Source organism: Barnesiella sp. An22 (genome assembly GCF_963931395.1).
Taxonomy (GTDB): Bacteria; Bacteroidota; Bacteroidia; order Bacteroidales; family Barnesiellaceae; genus Barnesiella; species Barnesiella merdigallinarum.
This window is the reverse complement of the sequence record NZ_OZ007014.1, coordinates 2,425,705-2,442,058: the sequence shown is the minus strand read 5'-3', so window position 1 is coordinate 2,442,058 and position 16,354 is coordinate 2,425,705. Positions and strand designations below refer to the sequence as shown.

The window sequence follows — 16,354 nt, the reverse complement described above, 5'->3', positions numbered from 1 at the left end:
TGCAGGCTGTTAAAGATAGCCTTTGATGATACCCCGTTTGGAGTTGCGCACGAACATGACGATTTCGTCACGCTCTTTGGTGGCAGGCAGTTCGGCCTCGATGCGTTCGATAGCGTCGCTGTTGTTCATGTCCGACAGGTAGAGGTACCGGTAAATCTCCTGGATGTTGCAGATGGTCTCGTTGCTGAAGTTGCGACGGCGCAGACCGATGGAGTTGATGCCGGCGTAGGAGATGGGGTTGCGTCCTACCTTGATGTAGGGGGGGATGTCTTTGTTGACATGCGAGCCGCCCTGTATCATCACGTGTGCACCGATGTGGCTGAACTGGTGGATGAGGGTGCCCCCGCCGATGACGGCATAGTTGTCGATAACCACTTCGCCGGCTACCTGGGTAGCGTTCGAGATGATGACGTTGTCGCCTACGACGCAGTCGTGGGCGATGTGCGAATAGGCCATGATGAGGCAGTTGCTGCCGACTACGGTTTTGCCTTTGGCGGCGGTACCGCGGTTTACCGTCACACATTCACGCAGGGTAGTGTTGTCGCCAATCTCTACAATGGTATCTTCGCCGTTGAATTTCAGGTCTTGGGGAATGGCCGCAATGACTGCTCCCGGGAATATCTTGCAGTTCTTGCCGATACGTGCGCCTTCCAGAATGGTTACATTGGAGCCTATCTGAGTCCCTTCGCCGATGACTACGTTTTTATCGATCGTAACAAACGGCTCGATTACCACATTATTGGCAATCTTGGCATCGGGATGGACGTATGCTAACGGTTGTTTCATGTTTTTTCGTTTTAGTATTTATTTGTTCTTGATAATCTGTGCCATAAATTCGGCCTCGGTTACAATGCGTTCACCTACGAAGGCATAGCCTTTCATGTAGGCACATCCCCGGCGTATCTCCGACATGAGCGACAGGTGGAAGATGATGGTGTCGCCCGGAACTACTTTTTGACGGAATTTGACATTGTCGATTTTCATAAAGTAGGTCGAGTAGCGCTCGGGCTCTTCGACGGTACTCAATACCAGCAGACCACCGGTCTGAGCCATGGCCTCGACTTGCAGAACGCCCGGCATGATGGGCTCGGCGGGGAAGTGGCCCTGGAAGAAGGGTTCGTTGCCCGATACGTTTTTCACACCTACGATGTGGCGCGTTCCCATCTCGATAATCTTGTCGACGAGCAGGAAGGGGTAGCGGTGGGGGAGCAACTGGCGGATGCGGTTGATGTCCATGAGCGGAGCCTTGTTGGGGTTGTAGACCGGGCATTGGATGTCCTGGCGGCGAACCTCCTTGCGGATGAGGCGGGCAAACTGGTTGTTGATTTTATGCCCCGGACGGGTAGCGATGATGCGGCCCTTGATGGGTTTGCCCACCAGAGCGATGTCGCCCAGGATGTCGAGCAGTTTGTGGCGGGCCGGCTCGTTGTCAAACTCGAGCGGCTTGTTGTTGATGTAGCCGAGTTCGTCTACATGCTTGTGGGGCACGCCCAGCAGGTCGGCCAGACGGTCGAGCTCGGTCTGCGAGGTCTTTTGGTCGTAGATGACGATGGCGTTGTCGAGGTCTCCACCCTTGATGAGGTTGTGCTTTACGAGGGGCTCTACCTCTCTCACAAAGACAAAGGTGCGTGCACCGGCAATCTCTTTCTTGAAGTCGTGCAGGTCGTCGAGGCTGGCAAACTGGTTGCTCAGTATGGGCGAGTCGAACGAGATGAGGGTATTGATGCTGAACTCATCGTCGGGCAGAACGACAATCGACGAACCGCTCTCTTCGTCGTGCAACTCGATTTTCGATTTAATCAGGTAGTATTCCCGTTCGGCATTCTGCTCTACGAGGCCACAGCGTTCTATCTCTTCGGCATACACGGCGGCACTGCCGTCGAGAATAGGCAGCTCGGGGGCATTTACCTGAATGAGGCAGTTGTCAATTTCGGCGGCATACAGGGCAGCCATAGCGTGTTCGATAGTGCCTACACGGGCATCGCCTTCGGCAATCACCGTGCCCCGGCTGGTCTCTACTACGTTTTCGGCCAGCGCTTCGATAATGGGTTGCCCTTCGAGGTCGATACGCTGTATCTTATATCCATGATGTTCGGGGGCGGGGAGGAAGGTTGCGGTGATTTCCAAACCGGTGTGTAATCCTTTTCCGCTCACCGAGAAACTGTTTTTGAGGGTTTTTTGTTTCATCGATATTGAGTTTTATTTGTTTTTCAGTTGTTCTTTCAACGACTCTATCTCTTTGGAGAGCTCCTTGACCGTGCGAGTCAGTTCGGGCAGACGCTTGATGTAGACCACCTGCCGGGCAAACTCTTTGGAGGGGACGGCGGGGTAACCCATGATGACGGCATCGTCGTCGACGTGGTTGGGGATACCCGACTGAGCTCCCACCTGAATGCGGTCGCCCAGTCTGATGTGGCCGGCCACACCCACCTGGCCGCCTATCATGGCGTGGCTGCCCACCTTGGCCGACCCTGCGATACCGGCCTGGGCGGCAATAACGGTGTGTTCGCCCACCTCTACGTTGTGGGCAATCTGTATGAGGTTGTCGAGTTTCACCCCTTTGCGGATGATGGTCGAGCCCATGGTGGCGCGGTCGATGGTGGTGTTGGCACCTACCTCGACATTATCTTCGAGAGTCACGTTGCCTATCTGGGCAATCTTGGCATATTCGCCGTTGGCCTGCGGAGCGAACCCGAAACCGTCGGCTCCGATGACAACGCCTGCGTGCAGGGTGCAGTTGTTGCCGATTACGCAGCTGTGATAGATTTTCACACCCGGGTAGAGGGTGACGTTGTCGCCGATGGTGACGTCGTTGCCCACATATACCTGCGGGTATATCTTGACATTCTTTCCCAGTTTTACCCGCTCGCCAATGTAGGCAAAGGCTCCCAGATAAATGTCGTCGGGGAGTGTGACCGATGCGGCTACGTAGTTGGGTTGTTCGATACCTTGCTTGGCCGTGAGCGAAGCGTTCACCAGATTGAGCAGCATGGCCAGGCAGGCATAGGGGTCGTCGACCTTGATGAGCGTGGCCTCGATGGGATGCTCGGGCTCGAACTCGCGATGTACCAACACAATGCTGGCATGAGTCTGGTAGATATAATGCGTGTATTTGGGATTGGCCAGGAAGGTGAGTGTCCCCGGGGTGCCTTCTTCGATTTTGGAGAGGTTGCTCACCTCGACCGAGGCATCGCCCACCAGCTCACCATGCAGAAAATCTGCTATTTGTTGTGCTGAGAATTTCATATTTGTTCTCTGTCATAAGGGTTATACAATCGGCAAATTTCGCAATTTTTTTCAAATTCTGGGTAATAACCCGACGAATTTATTACAAAACAATTACAAGCAGGGGTTGCGGTTGGGTATATTCACCTGATATCCCTGATTCCATAATAGATGGAGCAGGAAGTTGTAACCGATTGTAATATATTGGATATTATCTTTTTACATAGGTTTTGCTCTGCGGGTTGCAGTTTGTCGGTTTATATCTTTTCCCAACCGTAAGGTTTGGGCAAAGACAAGGGGGGACGGTTTGTAGTTGGTCGTGACCCTAACCAGCGTTTGTACCAGGGGCGATTGTCTTCGAGAGAGGAGGCATATAGGCGATAAGCATGGAGCAGCAGTTGCGCCTGTTCCCGTTGTTTCTCGACCTCGGTGAGCTCTTTGAACAGCGTTTGAAACTCATCCATTTTGCCGTTCAACAAGAGGCATGTGCCTAAATTGAGGGTAGCCAGCAACCGGACATCCCGCTCGGTGGCCTGTTGGCGGATGTCGTTGAATATGAGCTCGGCCTTCTTTTTCAGGTTGGCTCTCAACAGGCAGAGGGCATAGACCATTTGCTCGTGGACAGACGGGTTTTGTATCTCGTCATAGCGGGCAATCGCTTCGGCATAGTCGCCTTTTTCGTAGGCCGAGGAGAAGAGTGATTGCAAGGGTGTTGCCTTTTTTTTCTGCAACATGGAGAGCATTCGTTCGATTCTTGTAACGATTGTTTGTCCCAATGGAATGTCGGCAGATACCTCCGGGCTTTGATAGGTATAATAGGAGTTGATCAACAGCTCGAGTACCTCTTTCTGGTCAAAGCCGTATTTGACGGCAATCTCCAACCGGTAGTACAGGCAGAAGAGGCCGAGCACGATGAAGCGGGGTATCTGGGTTTGGATAAAAGATTTTTCGAGAAGGGCCCAACCGTCCAGCAGGGCGGTGAACATATCCTGCGGGGTATACAGTTGCTCTTCGGGCGATTGTTTTTCCCAGATCTGGTATAAGAAGAAATAGGCCTGGCCTACGTGTTGCAGTTCATAGGGCTCCCATATCGTAGAGTCGGTGGTGATACCTAATTGTACGAGGGTGTTGTTCAGCTCTTCCCACTTTTCGTTGGACTCGTCCGATACCTCTTTATGTATATCCCACAAGTGGCAGGCGGCAATCAACAAGAAGTGCCGGCATTCCATGTTTTGAGGGTCTGCAATCAGAACTTTCTGGAACAGGTCGAATTGTTTTTGGTAGCAGGTCAAGGCCCGATTGTTTTCGTTGCGGTCTTCGTAGTAGGTGCCCAATGTTTCATAGGCAATGCCCAATTCGATGGTGTAGTGGTCGTTTTGCAAGTTCTGTTCGTGCAGGGCGGTACGCATCTCGATGGCTTGGGTAAGGAATGGCAAAGCTTTTTTGCTGTCGTCCATATCGACGTAGGCTTGTCCGGCCAGGTGACAGAAAGCGGCTATGGTGTCAAGGAACTCGGTGCGGGCCGAAATCTGAGGTATATAGGTTTGAGCCTCTTCAATCAGTCTCCGTTGCTTGTCCCGGTTGGACGTGCGGCGATACAGGTCGAGCAAGTGCAGGCAACTGGAGAATATATTGTATGCGAGTTGAATGTCGTGGGGTGAGGCTTGGTAATTCTGCTTGTCTTTCGAGTAGGAACGTGTAAACAGTTTTTCGGCGAGTGCGTAGTCTTTTTCGTTCAGGGCCGCCCGGCCTTTCATTTGGTCGCCTATACTGTCCAGTATCTCTTTTTTATCAGCCTCCAGCGAATCGATAAGCTGGGCGTACTTTTTGGTCGTTTGGAAATCTCCCATGGCTTCGGCCGAATCGAGTATCTTGTAATAAAGCTCTTTGAGCAGTTTCCAGGCATCGCTGTTTTCGGGGTGGCGGTCTGCATACGCTTTGACGCTGCTCTCGATGCCTTGGGCAAACTGCAAGGCAATCTCCTTTCTCCACCAGTTCAGTTGCGGATACAGGTACTCTATGGCTATCTGGTATAATCGGGTGTAACCGTACGATTCCATCATTTCCCAAAAATCATTGTTGTTAACCCGTTCTCGATTGTATTGATGGGCTTGATCCCGTGATAGGCAGAACATGTTGATAACCCAGGGCAGCATTGTTTGGTCATCTGATTTGATGTTTTCGGTTATTTCGGTAACCGTCGTTTCCAGATTTTCGTTACTCAGGTCGGGGTCGATGCAAGTGTATGCGGCGGTTAAGGGCAGATCGGCCATCAGACAGTAATAGACCTCTTTTTGAGATGCGTGGGGGCGGTTCTTGCCCGGGCCGAGGTAGTATAGGGACAGATTGAAAAACAGGGCTTGCTTGGTCCTTTGAGAGGGCAGTTTGCTGAGCATTTGTGATATGTGCTGGTAGGTGAAATACCAGGTTCCCGACTCGTAGTCTTGGACAAGTATGTCTTTGAGATAGTGGTGTATGTTGGAGAATGCGAGCGGGTTCCACGATGGCCCCAGCAGCACTTTGAGGTCGGTTTCGCTCAGGCCCCGGTAGGAGAATGCGAGCAGAAACAGGATGTTCCATAAGAAATTTTTGTCCACGTCGTGCAGCAGGCGGGGAATGATGGATTGGACGACGAGGTGGGAGGGGAAGACCGGGGCTTCCTGCACACACTGGAGCAGATAGTTCTCCAGCCTTTTTTCGTTGTCGGTCTCGCTGCCGGAGTATCGGGCCTTGGCATAGTCGGCCTCGTCGAGCGAAACCAGATACCAGACCAGGAGCTTTATCCACAGGGGATTGTAATAGGCGTAATATTCGTCGGGACTCCATTCGAGAGGTTTGTCTCCGGTGTATTTTTTGGATAGAATCAGGTCGATTAAGGAGTCGGGTATGCTCTTGTGATACAACCGGCATTGTTCCTGAAGAAGCAATAGCGCCTCTTGCCGGGTTAAAAAGGGAAGAGAAAGCACTTGAGCCTCTGGTTTATAGATTGTAATCTCCTTTTCGTATCCCTCTTCGGCTGTTTTTTTGCAAGTGAGTATGCAGCAGGCTTCGTCGGGGAGCCAACTGTAATTGGATGCGTCGTCCGATGGGCGGAATGCGTCGGTCGAATCGATGAGAAGTATAACCTTACGCTTGTTTACCGTAGCCTGATGTACCAAATCCAGAAAATATAAACGGGCTTTGTTCCCGACTTTGTCGGGTTCGGCATACGGGATGTTCAGTTCGGTACATAGCCGTGATGCGAATCGGCAAAACATACGGTAGGTATAGTCGGCATAGAGCGAAACCTTGGTGCAGTGCAGCAGCACGATGAACTCCGGTCGTTTCACCAGCCGGGTGTACAGTTGACACAGCAGGGCGCTTTTCCCCATCAGGGGGTAGCTTGGGATGACTATGACCCCTTGTCGGGTGAGGGCAAAATGTTCCAACGTGTCGAGCTCTTTCTGCCGCCCGACAAACAGGCGAGTCTGTGTATGCCGGAAAATCTCTTGTTGGAGCTCTTCTGCCTCAATCCAGGTTTGGGGTGCGGTGTTGGCCGTGTCGGCCAGTTCGGTCTCTATCTCGTGGCGTAACTGCCGTTTCAGCTGTTCGCCCCATTCTTCCAGTCGGGTGAAGCGGTCGTCTTTCCATTCCAAACGATAGGTGTGTACGTTGTCTAACCGCTCGGCTTCGCAGCGTGAACGGATATGCTGTTTGAGGTGTTCCAGTTTGTCGGAATTTACCGGGTCGATGTACTGCGGTAGTTTTTCGGCAGGCATATTGTCGTAAGACTCTTTGTCGCGGAAGTAGAACAGACTGTGGGGCAGAAGGTCCTTGCGTCCCAGAGCCCCGAACAGAATTTCCATGGCCGTAACGCTGTACCCTTCGGCTCCTTGCAGCAGAGAACGGTCTTCGTCGTCCATCTGGTTGAGAATCCGTTGGAAGCACTCTTGAGAGGGTACCCATCCATAGCGATGGCCGAGCAGGGCCACAAAGAAGGGGCGGCTTCTCTTTATCTCTTCCATACATACATTGAGAACCGAGAGTTCTCGCTCGTCTTGTCGTTTCTCCTTATCGGTGTGCACCCCCCAGCGCAGGTCGACAAAGGTCAGCGACACACGCCGTTTCTCAAATTCGCGTTCTAAATCACGGGCGATGATGTTGTTCAGGTAGTCCCGCTCGGCGTCCATGTCGGTAAATGTGCTGCTTATGAAGATGGTAAACAATTGCCAGGGCCTTGAATTTGTGGTCATGTTTCGGGTCTTTTGGTTGGATAACTGTCGTTTTTTGTGAGTAATCGAGACGTGTAACTCTACATCCTTTATGAAAGAATGAGAAAAATAACAAAAAGCATATTTACAAATATAATGATTTGTTCGATAACAGGGGAGTATGAAATACGAATTTAGAGATAAAGCGGAGTTTTTTTTAGTAAAAATGGTTTTTATTCGGATATTTGTGTTACCTTTGCACCCTGTATTTTCAAAGGCACTTTACGAAACGTCGTGGTTGTGCAAATAGTTTATAACAAAATAGATACAGCAATAAACTATGAAATTGATGCAAGAGAAACTGTCGAAGTATGATGCTCCGCAGAAAGCCAAGGCACTGGGTGTTTATCCTTATTTCCGCAAGATAGAAAGCGATCAGGACACCGAGGTCTTAATCAATGGTAAAAAAGTTTTGATGTTCGGTTCGAACAGCTATTTAGGCCTTACCAATCACCCCAAAATCAAGGAAGCCGCTATCGCTGCCATCCGTAAATATGGTACGGGTTGTGCCGGTTCGCGATTCCTGAACGGTACACTCGATATTCACGAAGAGTTGGAACATCGGTTGGCCAAGTTTGTGGGTAAGGAAGAGGCTATCATTTACTCAACTGGATTTCAGGTCAATCTGGGTGTCGTATCCTGTGTGACCGGCCGTGGCGATTATATTTTGTGGGACGAGCTCGACCATGCTTCGATTATCGAAGGCCGCCGTTTGTCTTTCTCGACTCCGGTAAAATATCGTCACAACGATATGGAATCGCTCGAAGAGCAACTGCGTAACTGCGACCCCGACAAGGTGAAGCTGATTGTGACCGACGGTGTTTTCTCGATGGAGGGCGACGTAGCCAACCTGCCCGAGATTGTGCGTCTGGCCAAGAAATACAATGCCGCCGTGATGGTCGACGAGGCTCACGGTATCGGTGTCTTCGGCCGCAACGGTCGTGGTACCTGCGACCACTTCGGGGTAGCCGACGATGTAGACCTGATTATGGGTACCTTCAGCAAGTCGCTGGCTTCGCTGGGCGGATTCATCGCTACCGACAAGGTGACGGCCAACTACCTGCGTCACAACTCTCGCTCCTATATCTTCAGCGCCAGCATCACGCCGGCTTCGACGGCTGCCGTAGGTGCCGCCCTCGACATTATGGAGAGTGAGCCCGAGCGTATCGCCAACCTGTGGGATGTGACCAACTACGCTCTCGAAGGTTTCCGTCGCATCGGTTGCGAGATAGGCAACACCTGCACGCCTATTATCCCGCTCTTTATCCGCGACAACGAGAAGACCTTCCGGGTAACCCGCGACCTCTTCGACGAGGGTATCTTCGTCAACCCGGTTGTGGCTCCGGCCGTAGCTCCCAAAGATACGCTGATTCGCTTCTCGCTGATGGCTACGCACACACGTGCTCAAGTAGACATTGCTCTCGATAAGATCGAGAAGTGTTTCAAACGCCTCGAAATTATCAAGTAAGATATAAGTATAGGTTGAAAAAATACCGCCGGAGACTCTTCTCTTCGGCGGTATTTTTTTTGCCGGTACGCGGGGATTGTTGCGGTGCCGTGTGGATGCAGACCGGGTAAAAGGAAAAACCCGTTCTCGCAATCTCTGCGAGAACGGGCCCCATAAACCAACGATGTGGTGCGGTTAATCGTCTATGTCTATCAGATTAAATTGTTTGTCGAATGTCAGTTCCAGACCGTTGGTGATCTTTACCTCGTAGTCCCGTTTGTCCCGGTCGATTTTTACGATTTGGGTGTCGGGATAGTTCTGCGATACATATTGAGCGATTTGGGTGGGGATGAGTTTCGTGGGAACGACCGAGTATTTGCAGTCGATCTCTTTCCACTCGCCATCTTTCCAGAACTCTACCTTCGAGCTGTTGGTGAATACCACTTCGTAGCGGGTCTCCAGGAATTCCCGCTCGACTTTGGCCAGAGCCACTTTTTCGTTGGGGAAATAGCTCTTGATGAATTGTTGGGCCTTGGCGGGCAACTGGGTTACGGCAATGGGTTTGTCGTTGTCGGCGCAAGCGGTGGTAATGCCGAAGATCATCAGAATGGTCGAGAGAATCAATAACTTTTTCATAATGTTCAAAATTTTATGGGTTATACATTTGTTTTCTTTTGATGGTACAAAGATTGAGTACAATTTTGAAGTGAATTTGAAATTTTGGGAAATTTCTCGAAAAAAATCACTTTTTTCTCACTTTTGGGGCCAGGTGACGGCAAAACAGTGTCGCCCGTCGGTGTATCGGTACTCGATGTCGAGGTTGTAGTAGCGGCATACGGCCTTGACCAGCGCCAGCCCCAGACCGGTAGAGCCCTCTTTTTTGTTCCCCTGATAGAAGCGGTCGAATATGTGGTCGGCATCGAGCGGAGTGTCGCCGTCGTTGGTTACGGTGAGCGTGCGGTTATGCAGCGCGATGTCGATGCCGTGGCCGGGCTCGGTGTGCACATAGGCATTCTTGAGCAGGTTGGTGATGAGGGTCGAGGCCAGCGAGTCGTTCATCGAGACGACGAAGCGGTCGGGGAGGTCGATGCGGCAATCGATGTGCCGTGACTCGTAAATCTCGTTGTAGAGCGGGGCCTGCTCCCGGATGAGGGCGGCCACATCTACCTCGGTGCTCTCGGGGAATTGCCCGTTCTCTATCTTGGTGAGCAACAGCAATGTCTTGTTAAGGCGGACGATGTGACCGAGCGAGCGTTGCATCTTGAAGAGCTCTTCGACCTGTTTCTCGTTCAACTCGGTGTTGTCGAGCAGCCACTCGATGCGGTTGCCCAGGATGGCCAGTGGGGTTTGCAGTTCGTGCGAGGCGTTGCCGATGAACTGTTTCTGCCGTTCGAAAAGCATTGCCGAGCGGTTGGCTGCCTCTTGGGCTGCTACGTTGAGCTTGTGAAATTCGGTGATGTGTGTGTCGTCGGGGACCGGTGTATTGGTTTTTCCCAGCGTAAAGTTGTCGAGCCAGTGCAGCAAGGCGTATAGCGGGCGCATGCTGCGGTGGAATATCCAGGTGGTTACCCCGATGAGGGTAAGGAGTAGAACCAGGTAGAGCAGGACAATCCAGAAGAGGATGGTGCGCACGAGGTCCTCCTTTTCGAAGGTAGGCATGGACACCTTCAGTTCGTAGTAGTTGTCGTCGTTGTCGCAAAAGATGGTCGAGAGGATACGGGCCGGCTCGGTCTCCTCCTTTTCGGGGATGTAGACCTCGGCGTCGTAGTATTCGATATGCGATTTCGAGTCGGCATATTCGCGCGTGACCGGGGTAATCGAGTAGCTGTTGTTCGAGCCGCTGTTCAGCGGGGGAAGCTCCCGACCGGCCAGCATGCGCACGATAATCAGTTCGGAGTAGTCGGCGAGGGCGTCGTCGGCCTCGTCGTTGATTTCGTCGACCGTCATGAAATAGAACAGCGTGGCCCACAAAGCCATGAGCGGGATGAGTACGGCCGAGAGGCGCAACGCTATGCGATAGATCAGTTTCATGCGGCGATAGAGGTTTTATTCGGTCGGGGGGATAAGTTTGTAGCCGAACCCGTAGACCGATTTTATCTCGATGTCGGCACCGGCATCGGCCAGCTTGCGGCGTAGGTTCTTCATCTGGGCATAAACGAAGTGGAAGTTATCGGCCTGGTCGGCGTGGTCGCCCCACACGGCTTCGGCCAGGACCGACTTGTCGACCAGGTGGTTGGGGCGTTGCATGAAGTAGAATAGGATGTCAAACTCTTTCTTCAACAGCGGCAGTTCGTGGCCGGCCACCAGCACCCGCGAACTCTCAGGCTCGAGCGATACGTTGCCCAGGCACAGCGCCATTTCGCCGCCACTCTTGCCCCGCCGCAGCACGCTCTTGATGCGGGCCAGCAGTTCGGCCGTGTGGAAGGGTTTGGGCAGGTAGTCGTCGGCCCCCATGTCGAGCCCCAGAATCTTGTCGTCGAGCGAGTCGCGGGCCGAGATGATAATCACGTTTTCGCGCTTGCGCTGCTGCTTCAGATGCTCGAGCAGTTGCAGCCCGTTGCCGTCGGGCAGCATGATGTCGAGCAGAATGCAGTCGTAGGTATAGGCCGCCAGTTTGGCATCGGCCTCGGCATAGTTCGTAGCCGTCTCGACCACATAGCGCTCCTGTGCCAATGCCCGTTGCATAATCTCCCGCAGGGAGGGTTCGTCTTCTATAATCAGTATTTTCATGTTTCAAATTTATACATTTGATTTTGTAGAGAATCTGAAATGGACGAAAATTTTTTGTGGATCTTGTCATTCCGTGCTGTTTCTGTCATTCTGCACCCCGATGCGGAATCCAGGAATACCAGGGGCAGGTTGCGCCGAAATAAAAAAAGTCTGCACCGCCGGGTGGGCGATACAGACTCTCTATGGTGTGAGGTGTGTTGCGAATTATTCGCTTACCTCTTCGAATGCGTCTTTACCAAGGCCGCAAACCGGGCAAACCCAATCTTCCGGAATATCTTCAAACGGAGTGCCGGGAGCGATGCCACCATCGGGATCACCTACTGCGGGGTCGTAAACCCATTCACATGCTGTGCAAATGTACTTTTTCATATCAGTCTTTTTTTATAAAAATAGGTTTTTATTAGGTTTTGTCCTGAATAAGGACTTATCTCGGGGATAAAAATACAATCTTTGGGTATACAAACCAAATTACCTCCCTCTTTTTGGGTATTGTTTGGATATTCTAACATTTGGGTGGGAGGTGTGCAAGTTGACTTTATCTATTGGGAGCGTACGGTTGCCCCCTTCGAGTAGGCACAAAAAAAAATTGATTGTCTCACGACAACCAATCTTTGTTAACCTTAAATCTAATACCATGAAAAACACAGTGCAAATATAGGGGTAAATATGTTTTCAAACATAATATTTGAGCAGAAATTTTCTTGCGTTTAATCTATTTTAATCAATGTGAATCGAAAATGGCTGTTTTATATATAGTCTTTAACAGTTGAAGCAGAAAGGAGTAGGCGGTTTTCTCTTTTTCGGGATTTTATTGTACATTTGTCTTTCGTAAAAAAGATGTGTCAACAGGAGGTGACCTGTCGGGGTGAGACAATTCCCGGCGAGGACCTCGCAGAAAAAAGAGTTATGAAGGTTGCCGATTTACTGAAGAATAACGGGAGTACCGGTTTTTCGTTTGAAATATTACCCCCGCTGAAGGGGAGCAGTATCGAGAAGTCGTTCAAGACTATCGACACGCTGCGTGAATTTGATCCTCTCTATATCAATATTACGACACATCGCAGCGAGTTGGTCTACAAGGATACGCCCGACGGATTGTTCCGCCGGGTATCGGAGCGCAGCCGTCCCGGTACGGTAGCGGTGGCCGCCGCCATCAAGAACAAATACCAGATACCTACGGTGCCTCACATGATATGCAGCGGCTTCTCGGCCCACGAGACCGAGTATGCTTTGATCGACCTCAACTTTCTGGGGATATGTGACCTGCTTATCCTGCGGGGCGACAAGGCCAAACACGAGAGCCGCTACACGGCGGTGCCGGGCGGGTATGAGCATGCCATCGAGCTGGAGCAGCAGGTGAACCGTTTCAACGAGGGTTTCTTCATCGACGGCACCCCCATGGATGTAGTCAGCTCGCGCCCCTTCTCCTATGGGGTGGCCGGCTATCCTGAGAAGCACGACGAGTCGCCCAACCCCGACGAGGACATGAAGTGGTTGAAGGCGAAGGTCGACATGGGGGCCGACTACATCGTGACGCAGATGTTTTTCGACAACAGCAAGTTCTTCAACTTCGTGGACCGCTGCCGGGCTGCCGGTATCACCGTGCCTATCGTGCCGGGGCTGAAACCCATCTCGAAGGCTTCGCAGCTCACCCTGTTGCCGCGGGTATTCCATGTAGACATACCCGATGCGCTGGTGCGCGAGGTGGTCAAGTGCAAGGACGACTCGCAGGTGAAGCAGGTGGGCATCGAGTGGTGCACGGCCCAGTCGCGCGAGTTGAAGGCGAGGGGAGTGCCCAGCATACACTTCTATTCGCTCATGGCTGTCGACAGTGTCTACCAGATAGCCAAGCAGGTTTATTAAAAGAGAAGAGGGGAGAGAACGCGATATGTTTTTCAAAGATGTAATCGGGCAAGACGAGGTGAAACAGCGGTTGCTGCGTTCGGTCGACAGCGGCCACATAGCCCATGCCCAACTGTTGTGCGGTCCCGAGGGGATAGGCAAGTTTGCCATGGCCATGGCCTATGCCCGCTATATACACTGTACCAACCGTCAGCAGGGCGATGCCTGCGGGGTGTGCCCGTCGTGCAAGCAGTATGCGGCCTTCACGCATCCCGACTTGCATTTTGTCTTTCCCATTGTCAAGGTCGAGAAGAAGAAACGCATCTGCGACGACTATCTGCCCGAGTGGTGCGAGTTCTTGAAAGAACATACCTATTTCGGCATCGACTCGTGGCTGAGCTACATCAATGCCGAGAACAAGCAGGCCATGATTTATGGTGAGGAGAGCGAGAGCATCTTGCGCAAGATGTCGCTGAAGAGCTACGAGTCGCCCTATAAAATCATGATTATCTGGTTGCCCGAGCGCATGAACGATACCTGTGCCAACAAGCTGCTCAAGCTGCTCGAGGAGCCCTATCCCGGCAGTGTCTTCCTGCTGGTGAGCAACAACCCCGAGCGGGTGCTGGGTACCATACGGTCGCGGTCGCAACTCATCGAGATGCGTTCGCTCCCCACGCCGGTCATTGCCGAGGCGTTGCAGAGCCGTTACGGCATTGCCGCGCAGGATGCCCTGGCTGTAGCCCATGTGGCCGAGGGCAGCTATCTGCGGGCGTGCGAGTCGCTCCAGTTGAACGAGGAGAGTCGCCTGTTCTTCAACTACTTTGTGCAGGTGATGCGCCTGGCCTACGGGCGCAAGATAAAAGACCTGAAGGCGTGGAGCGAAGAGGTGGCCGACCTGGGTCGCGAGCGCCTGCGCCGTTTCCTGGCCTATGCCCAGCGCATGGTGCGCGAGAACTATATCTACAACCTGCACATGCCCGAACTGTCGTATATGAATCGCGAGGAGGAGCAGTTCTCGACCCGCTTTGCCCCCTTCATTCACGAGCGCAACGTACAGGCCATAATGAAGCACCTGAGCGATGCCCAGAACGACATCGGGCAGAACGCCAATGCCAAAATCGTGCTCTTCGACCTGGCCATCAAACTCATTCTGCTGTTGAAGAGTTGAGACCTGTAATTCATTTTTTTTTCGGGGAAGCCGGTAGAATCTGCCGGAAAAGCATTATCTTTGTTGTCCCTCATCGAAAGCGTTCGAGGGGGAGAACGAAGTTTACCACTGGGGCTGACCGGTTTTGACAGCGGGTAGAAGTGGTGGGTAAGCATGCAGAGCGTTTGTTGCCCCGCTCTATAATCTCAGACAGCAAAAATTTAACTGGCGAAAATAACTACGCTCTTGCTGCTTAATCGAAGTACAGTAGATTAGCTTAATCTCTGCAACAGTTGCGGAGACAAGACATCACCCGGTTGCTGTGGTTCCGAAGCGTACCGAATCGGTGGTGCAATAATATCGGAAATAGTCGGAGGCAGGTTTCGGGCCGACGATGAAATTTTAGAAACTAAGGTACAGATTGGTGGCTTCGGTCTTGTCTGTACCCGACAATCAAAGCGAAGATAAGCATGTAGAAAGCTCATTAGTTCCTCGTTTGGACGAGGGTTCGAATCCCTCCAGCTCCACAAGAATTTAATTATCCGGGATTGCGTCTGAAAACAAGATGTGACCCCGTTTCCGTAATTGTGCCATACCCTCTTTCCGTCACGTGGTTGGCTGTGGCCTAAAAGTTAGGACAGATATGAAAAACAGGATTGTTTCCCTATGTGCCGTTTTGCTGTTGAGCATTCCTTCGGTCGGGGCGCAGAAGTATTACGATGCCGTTGTCGAGGATGCCTATGGCCATGTGAAAATGATAAAAAGTGGAGACGAGGTATATACTTATGATTTCGACGGCCGCTTGATCTCGGTCAACAATCAAGCCGTACAGGATACAGGCAAATACAGTCCCGACGGCTATCTTCTGGAGCGTTGTAATCAGTTTTGTACAGAGTATCAATATGATGAGTTAAACGGGCTGCTCGTTTTTGAAAACGATGTGGCTTTGCTGGGCGAAATGACCACCATGTATGAATACAACTCGGCCGCTGAGCGTATCGAGAAGTCGGTGTTCTATAATAATTCCACCCTGCTGAGCGTGGATAACTACCGGATACTCCGCTATGACGATAAGGGCAACTGGGTTGAGCGGGAGGTGCGGCATCGCAGCGTGAACAGTAAAACCGGCCTGCTGGAAGAGGACGGTGTGGAGAAGGAGACCCGGGTGATTCTGTATTATGGCGAGTCGGATGACCGTGAGGCTTTGGTTGTGGACTATACGAAATACATCGATAAGTCTTTCCCGCTCACCGTGGCGATGATGCTGGAGCGTCCTTTGGGGGTGGTGAATACTCGCCAGATTTCCTTCTCTGTATTGCAAGGCGTGGCTCTGACGACCCCGTCTTTATTTACCAACGTCCGTACCGATAAGGACTTTTCTGGCCAGCCGACCCTGTTTGCCAACGTGCAGTTCCCTTACGCGGATTATGTGGTAGACTATGTATCGGTTAGCTGCGTAGATGAGAAGAGCGACTCTGTCAAGTCGGTTCAGTTTCATGTGAAGACCGAGGCGAAAAACGTGAAAAACGTAGCCGAACAGATGTGCCGCGAATTGAATATGTTGGGTATAGAAATGAAGAAGCACAAATGGGGTATGTCTGCCGGATACCAGGGCTACTGGGAAGGCCATACAATCGGCATCATGTACTCCAAAAAAGAGGCCAGTGGCGTGATGCTGCTTGTTACGTTCGATGCACATTTGAAATAGCTTTG

Annotated in this window: 12 protein-coding genes and 1 other RNA gene; 5 read left to right on the top strand and 8 right to left on the bottom strand. The window is 51.8% G+C overall.

Features of this window, described 5'->3' with window-relative positions:
* Positions 1 to 9: 9 nt before the first annotated feature.
* From lpxA to ABGT88_RS10130, 4 genes are all read right to left on the bottom strand, one after another.
* Positions 10 to 786: an acyl-ACP--UDP-N-acetylglucosamine O-acyltransferase gene (gene lpxA / locus ABGT88_RS10145; RefSeq protein WP_087409192.1), complete on the bottom strand. Its 777-nt coding sequence runs from the start codon at positions 784 to 786 to the stop codon at positions 10 to 12.
* Positions 787 to 804: 18 nt separating this feature from the next.
* Positions 805 to 2,187 (bottom strand): bifunctional UDP-3-O-[3-hydroxymyristoyl] N-acetylglucosamine deacetylase/3-hydroxyacyl-ACP dehydratase, encoded by a 1,383-nt coding sequence (locus ABGT88_RS10140; protein WP_087409191.1) that lies wholly within the window; start codon positions 2,185 to 2,187, stop codon positions 805 to 807.
* A 12-nt stretch (positions 2,188 to 2,199) separates the two neighbouring features.
* Positions 2,200 to 3,246, bottom strand: coding sequence for a UDP-3-O-(3-hydroxymyristoyl)glucosamine N-acyltransferase (gene lpxD, locus ABGT88_RS10135; RefSeq protein WP_346701911.1), 1,047 nt, complete (start codon positions 3,244 to 3,246; stop codon positions 2,200 to 2,202).
* A gap of 236 nt (positions 3,247 to 3,482) precedes the next feature.
* On the bottom strand, positions 3,483 to 7,457 hold the full coding sequence (locus ABGT88_RS10130) for a DUF4062 domain-containing protein (protein ID WP_346701909.1): 3,975 nt from the start codon (positions 7,455 to 7,457) through the stop codon (positions 3,483 to 3,485).
* A 298-nt stretch (positions 7,458 to 7,755) separates the two neighbouring features.
* Here ABGT88_RS10130 and ABGT88_RS10125 point away from each other — a divergent pair, with 298 nt between their 5' ends.
* Positions 7,756 to 8,943 (top strand): serine palmitoyltransferase, encoded by a 1,188-nt coding sequence (locus tag ABGT88_RS10125; RefSeq protein WP_087409188.1) that lies wholly within the window; start codon positions 7,756 to 7,758, stop codon positions 8,941 to 8,943.
* Between the two features lie 174 nt (positions 8,944 to 9,117).
* On the opposite strand, the gene ABGT88_RS10120 is transcribed toward ABGT88_RS10125, so the two are convergent.
* The 4 genes from ABGT88_RS10120 to rd all read right to left on the bottom strand — a co-directional run bounded on the left by ABGT88_RS10120 (position 9,118) and on the right by rd (position 12,021).
* Positions 9,118 to 9,558 (bottom strand): PepSY-like domain-containing protein, encoded by a 441-nt coding sequence (locus ABGT88_RS10120; protein WP_087409221.1) that lies wholly within the window; start codon positions 9,556 to 9,558, stop codon positions 9,118 to 9,120.
* Positions 9,559 to 9,675: 117 nt separating this feature from the next.
* Complete coding sequence (locus ABGT88_RS10115; protein WP_346701906.1) at positions 9,676 to 10,953, bottom strand: HAMP domain-containing sensor histidine kinase; 1,278 nt, start codon at positions 10,951 to 10,953, stop codon at positions 9,676 to 9,678.
* Between the two features lie 15 nt (positions 10,954 to 10,968).
* On the bottom strand, positions 10,969 to 11,652 hold the full coding sequence (locus ABGT88_RS10110; protein ID WP_346701904.1) for a response regulator transcription factor: 684 nt from the start codon (positions 11,650 to 11,652) through the stop codon (positions 10,969 to 10,971).
* Positions 11,653 to 11,856: 204 nt separating this feature from the next.
* Entirely contained in the window at positions 11,857 to 12,021 is a 165-nt protein-coding gene (gene rd, locus ABGT88_RS10105) for a rubredoxin (RefSeq protein ID WP_087409185.1), read from the bottom strand.
* Positions 12,022 to 12,558: 537 nt separating this feature from the next.
* Here rd and metF point away from each other — a divergent pair.
* The 4 genes from metF to ABGT88_RS10085 all read left to right on the top strand — a co-directional run bounded on the left by metF (position 12,559) and on the right by ABGT88_RS10085 (position 16,349).
* Positions 12,559 to 13,515, top strand: coding sequence for a methylenetetrahydrofolate reductase [NAD(P)H] (metF, locus tag ABGT88_RS10100; RefSeq protein WP_258327404.1), 957 nt, complete (start codon positions 12,559 to 12,561; stop codon positions 13,513 to 13,515).
* A gap of 25 nt (positions 13,516 to 13,540) precedes the next feature.
* Positions 13,541 to 14,662, top strand: a complete 1,122-nt coding sequence (locus tag ABGT88_RS10095; protein WP_087409183.1) for a DNA polymerase III subunit — start codon at positions 13,541 to 13,543, stop codon at positions 14,660 to 14,662.
* A gap of 110 nt (positions 14,663 to 14,772) precedes the next feature.
* Positions 14,773 to 15,171, top strand: a transfer-messenger RNA (tmRNA) gene (ssrA, locus tag ABGT88_RS10090).
* 113 nt (positions 15,172 to 15,284) lie between these two features.
* Positions 15,285 to 16,349, top strand: coding sequence for a hypothetical protein (locus tag ABGT88_RS10085; RefSeq protein WP_346701901.1), 1,065 nt, complete (start codon positions 15,285 to 15,287; stop codon positions 16,347 to 16,349).
* The last annotated feature ends 5 nt before the right edge of the window (positions 16,350 to 16,354 follow it).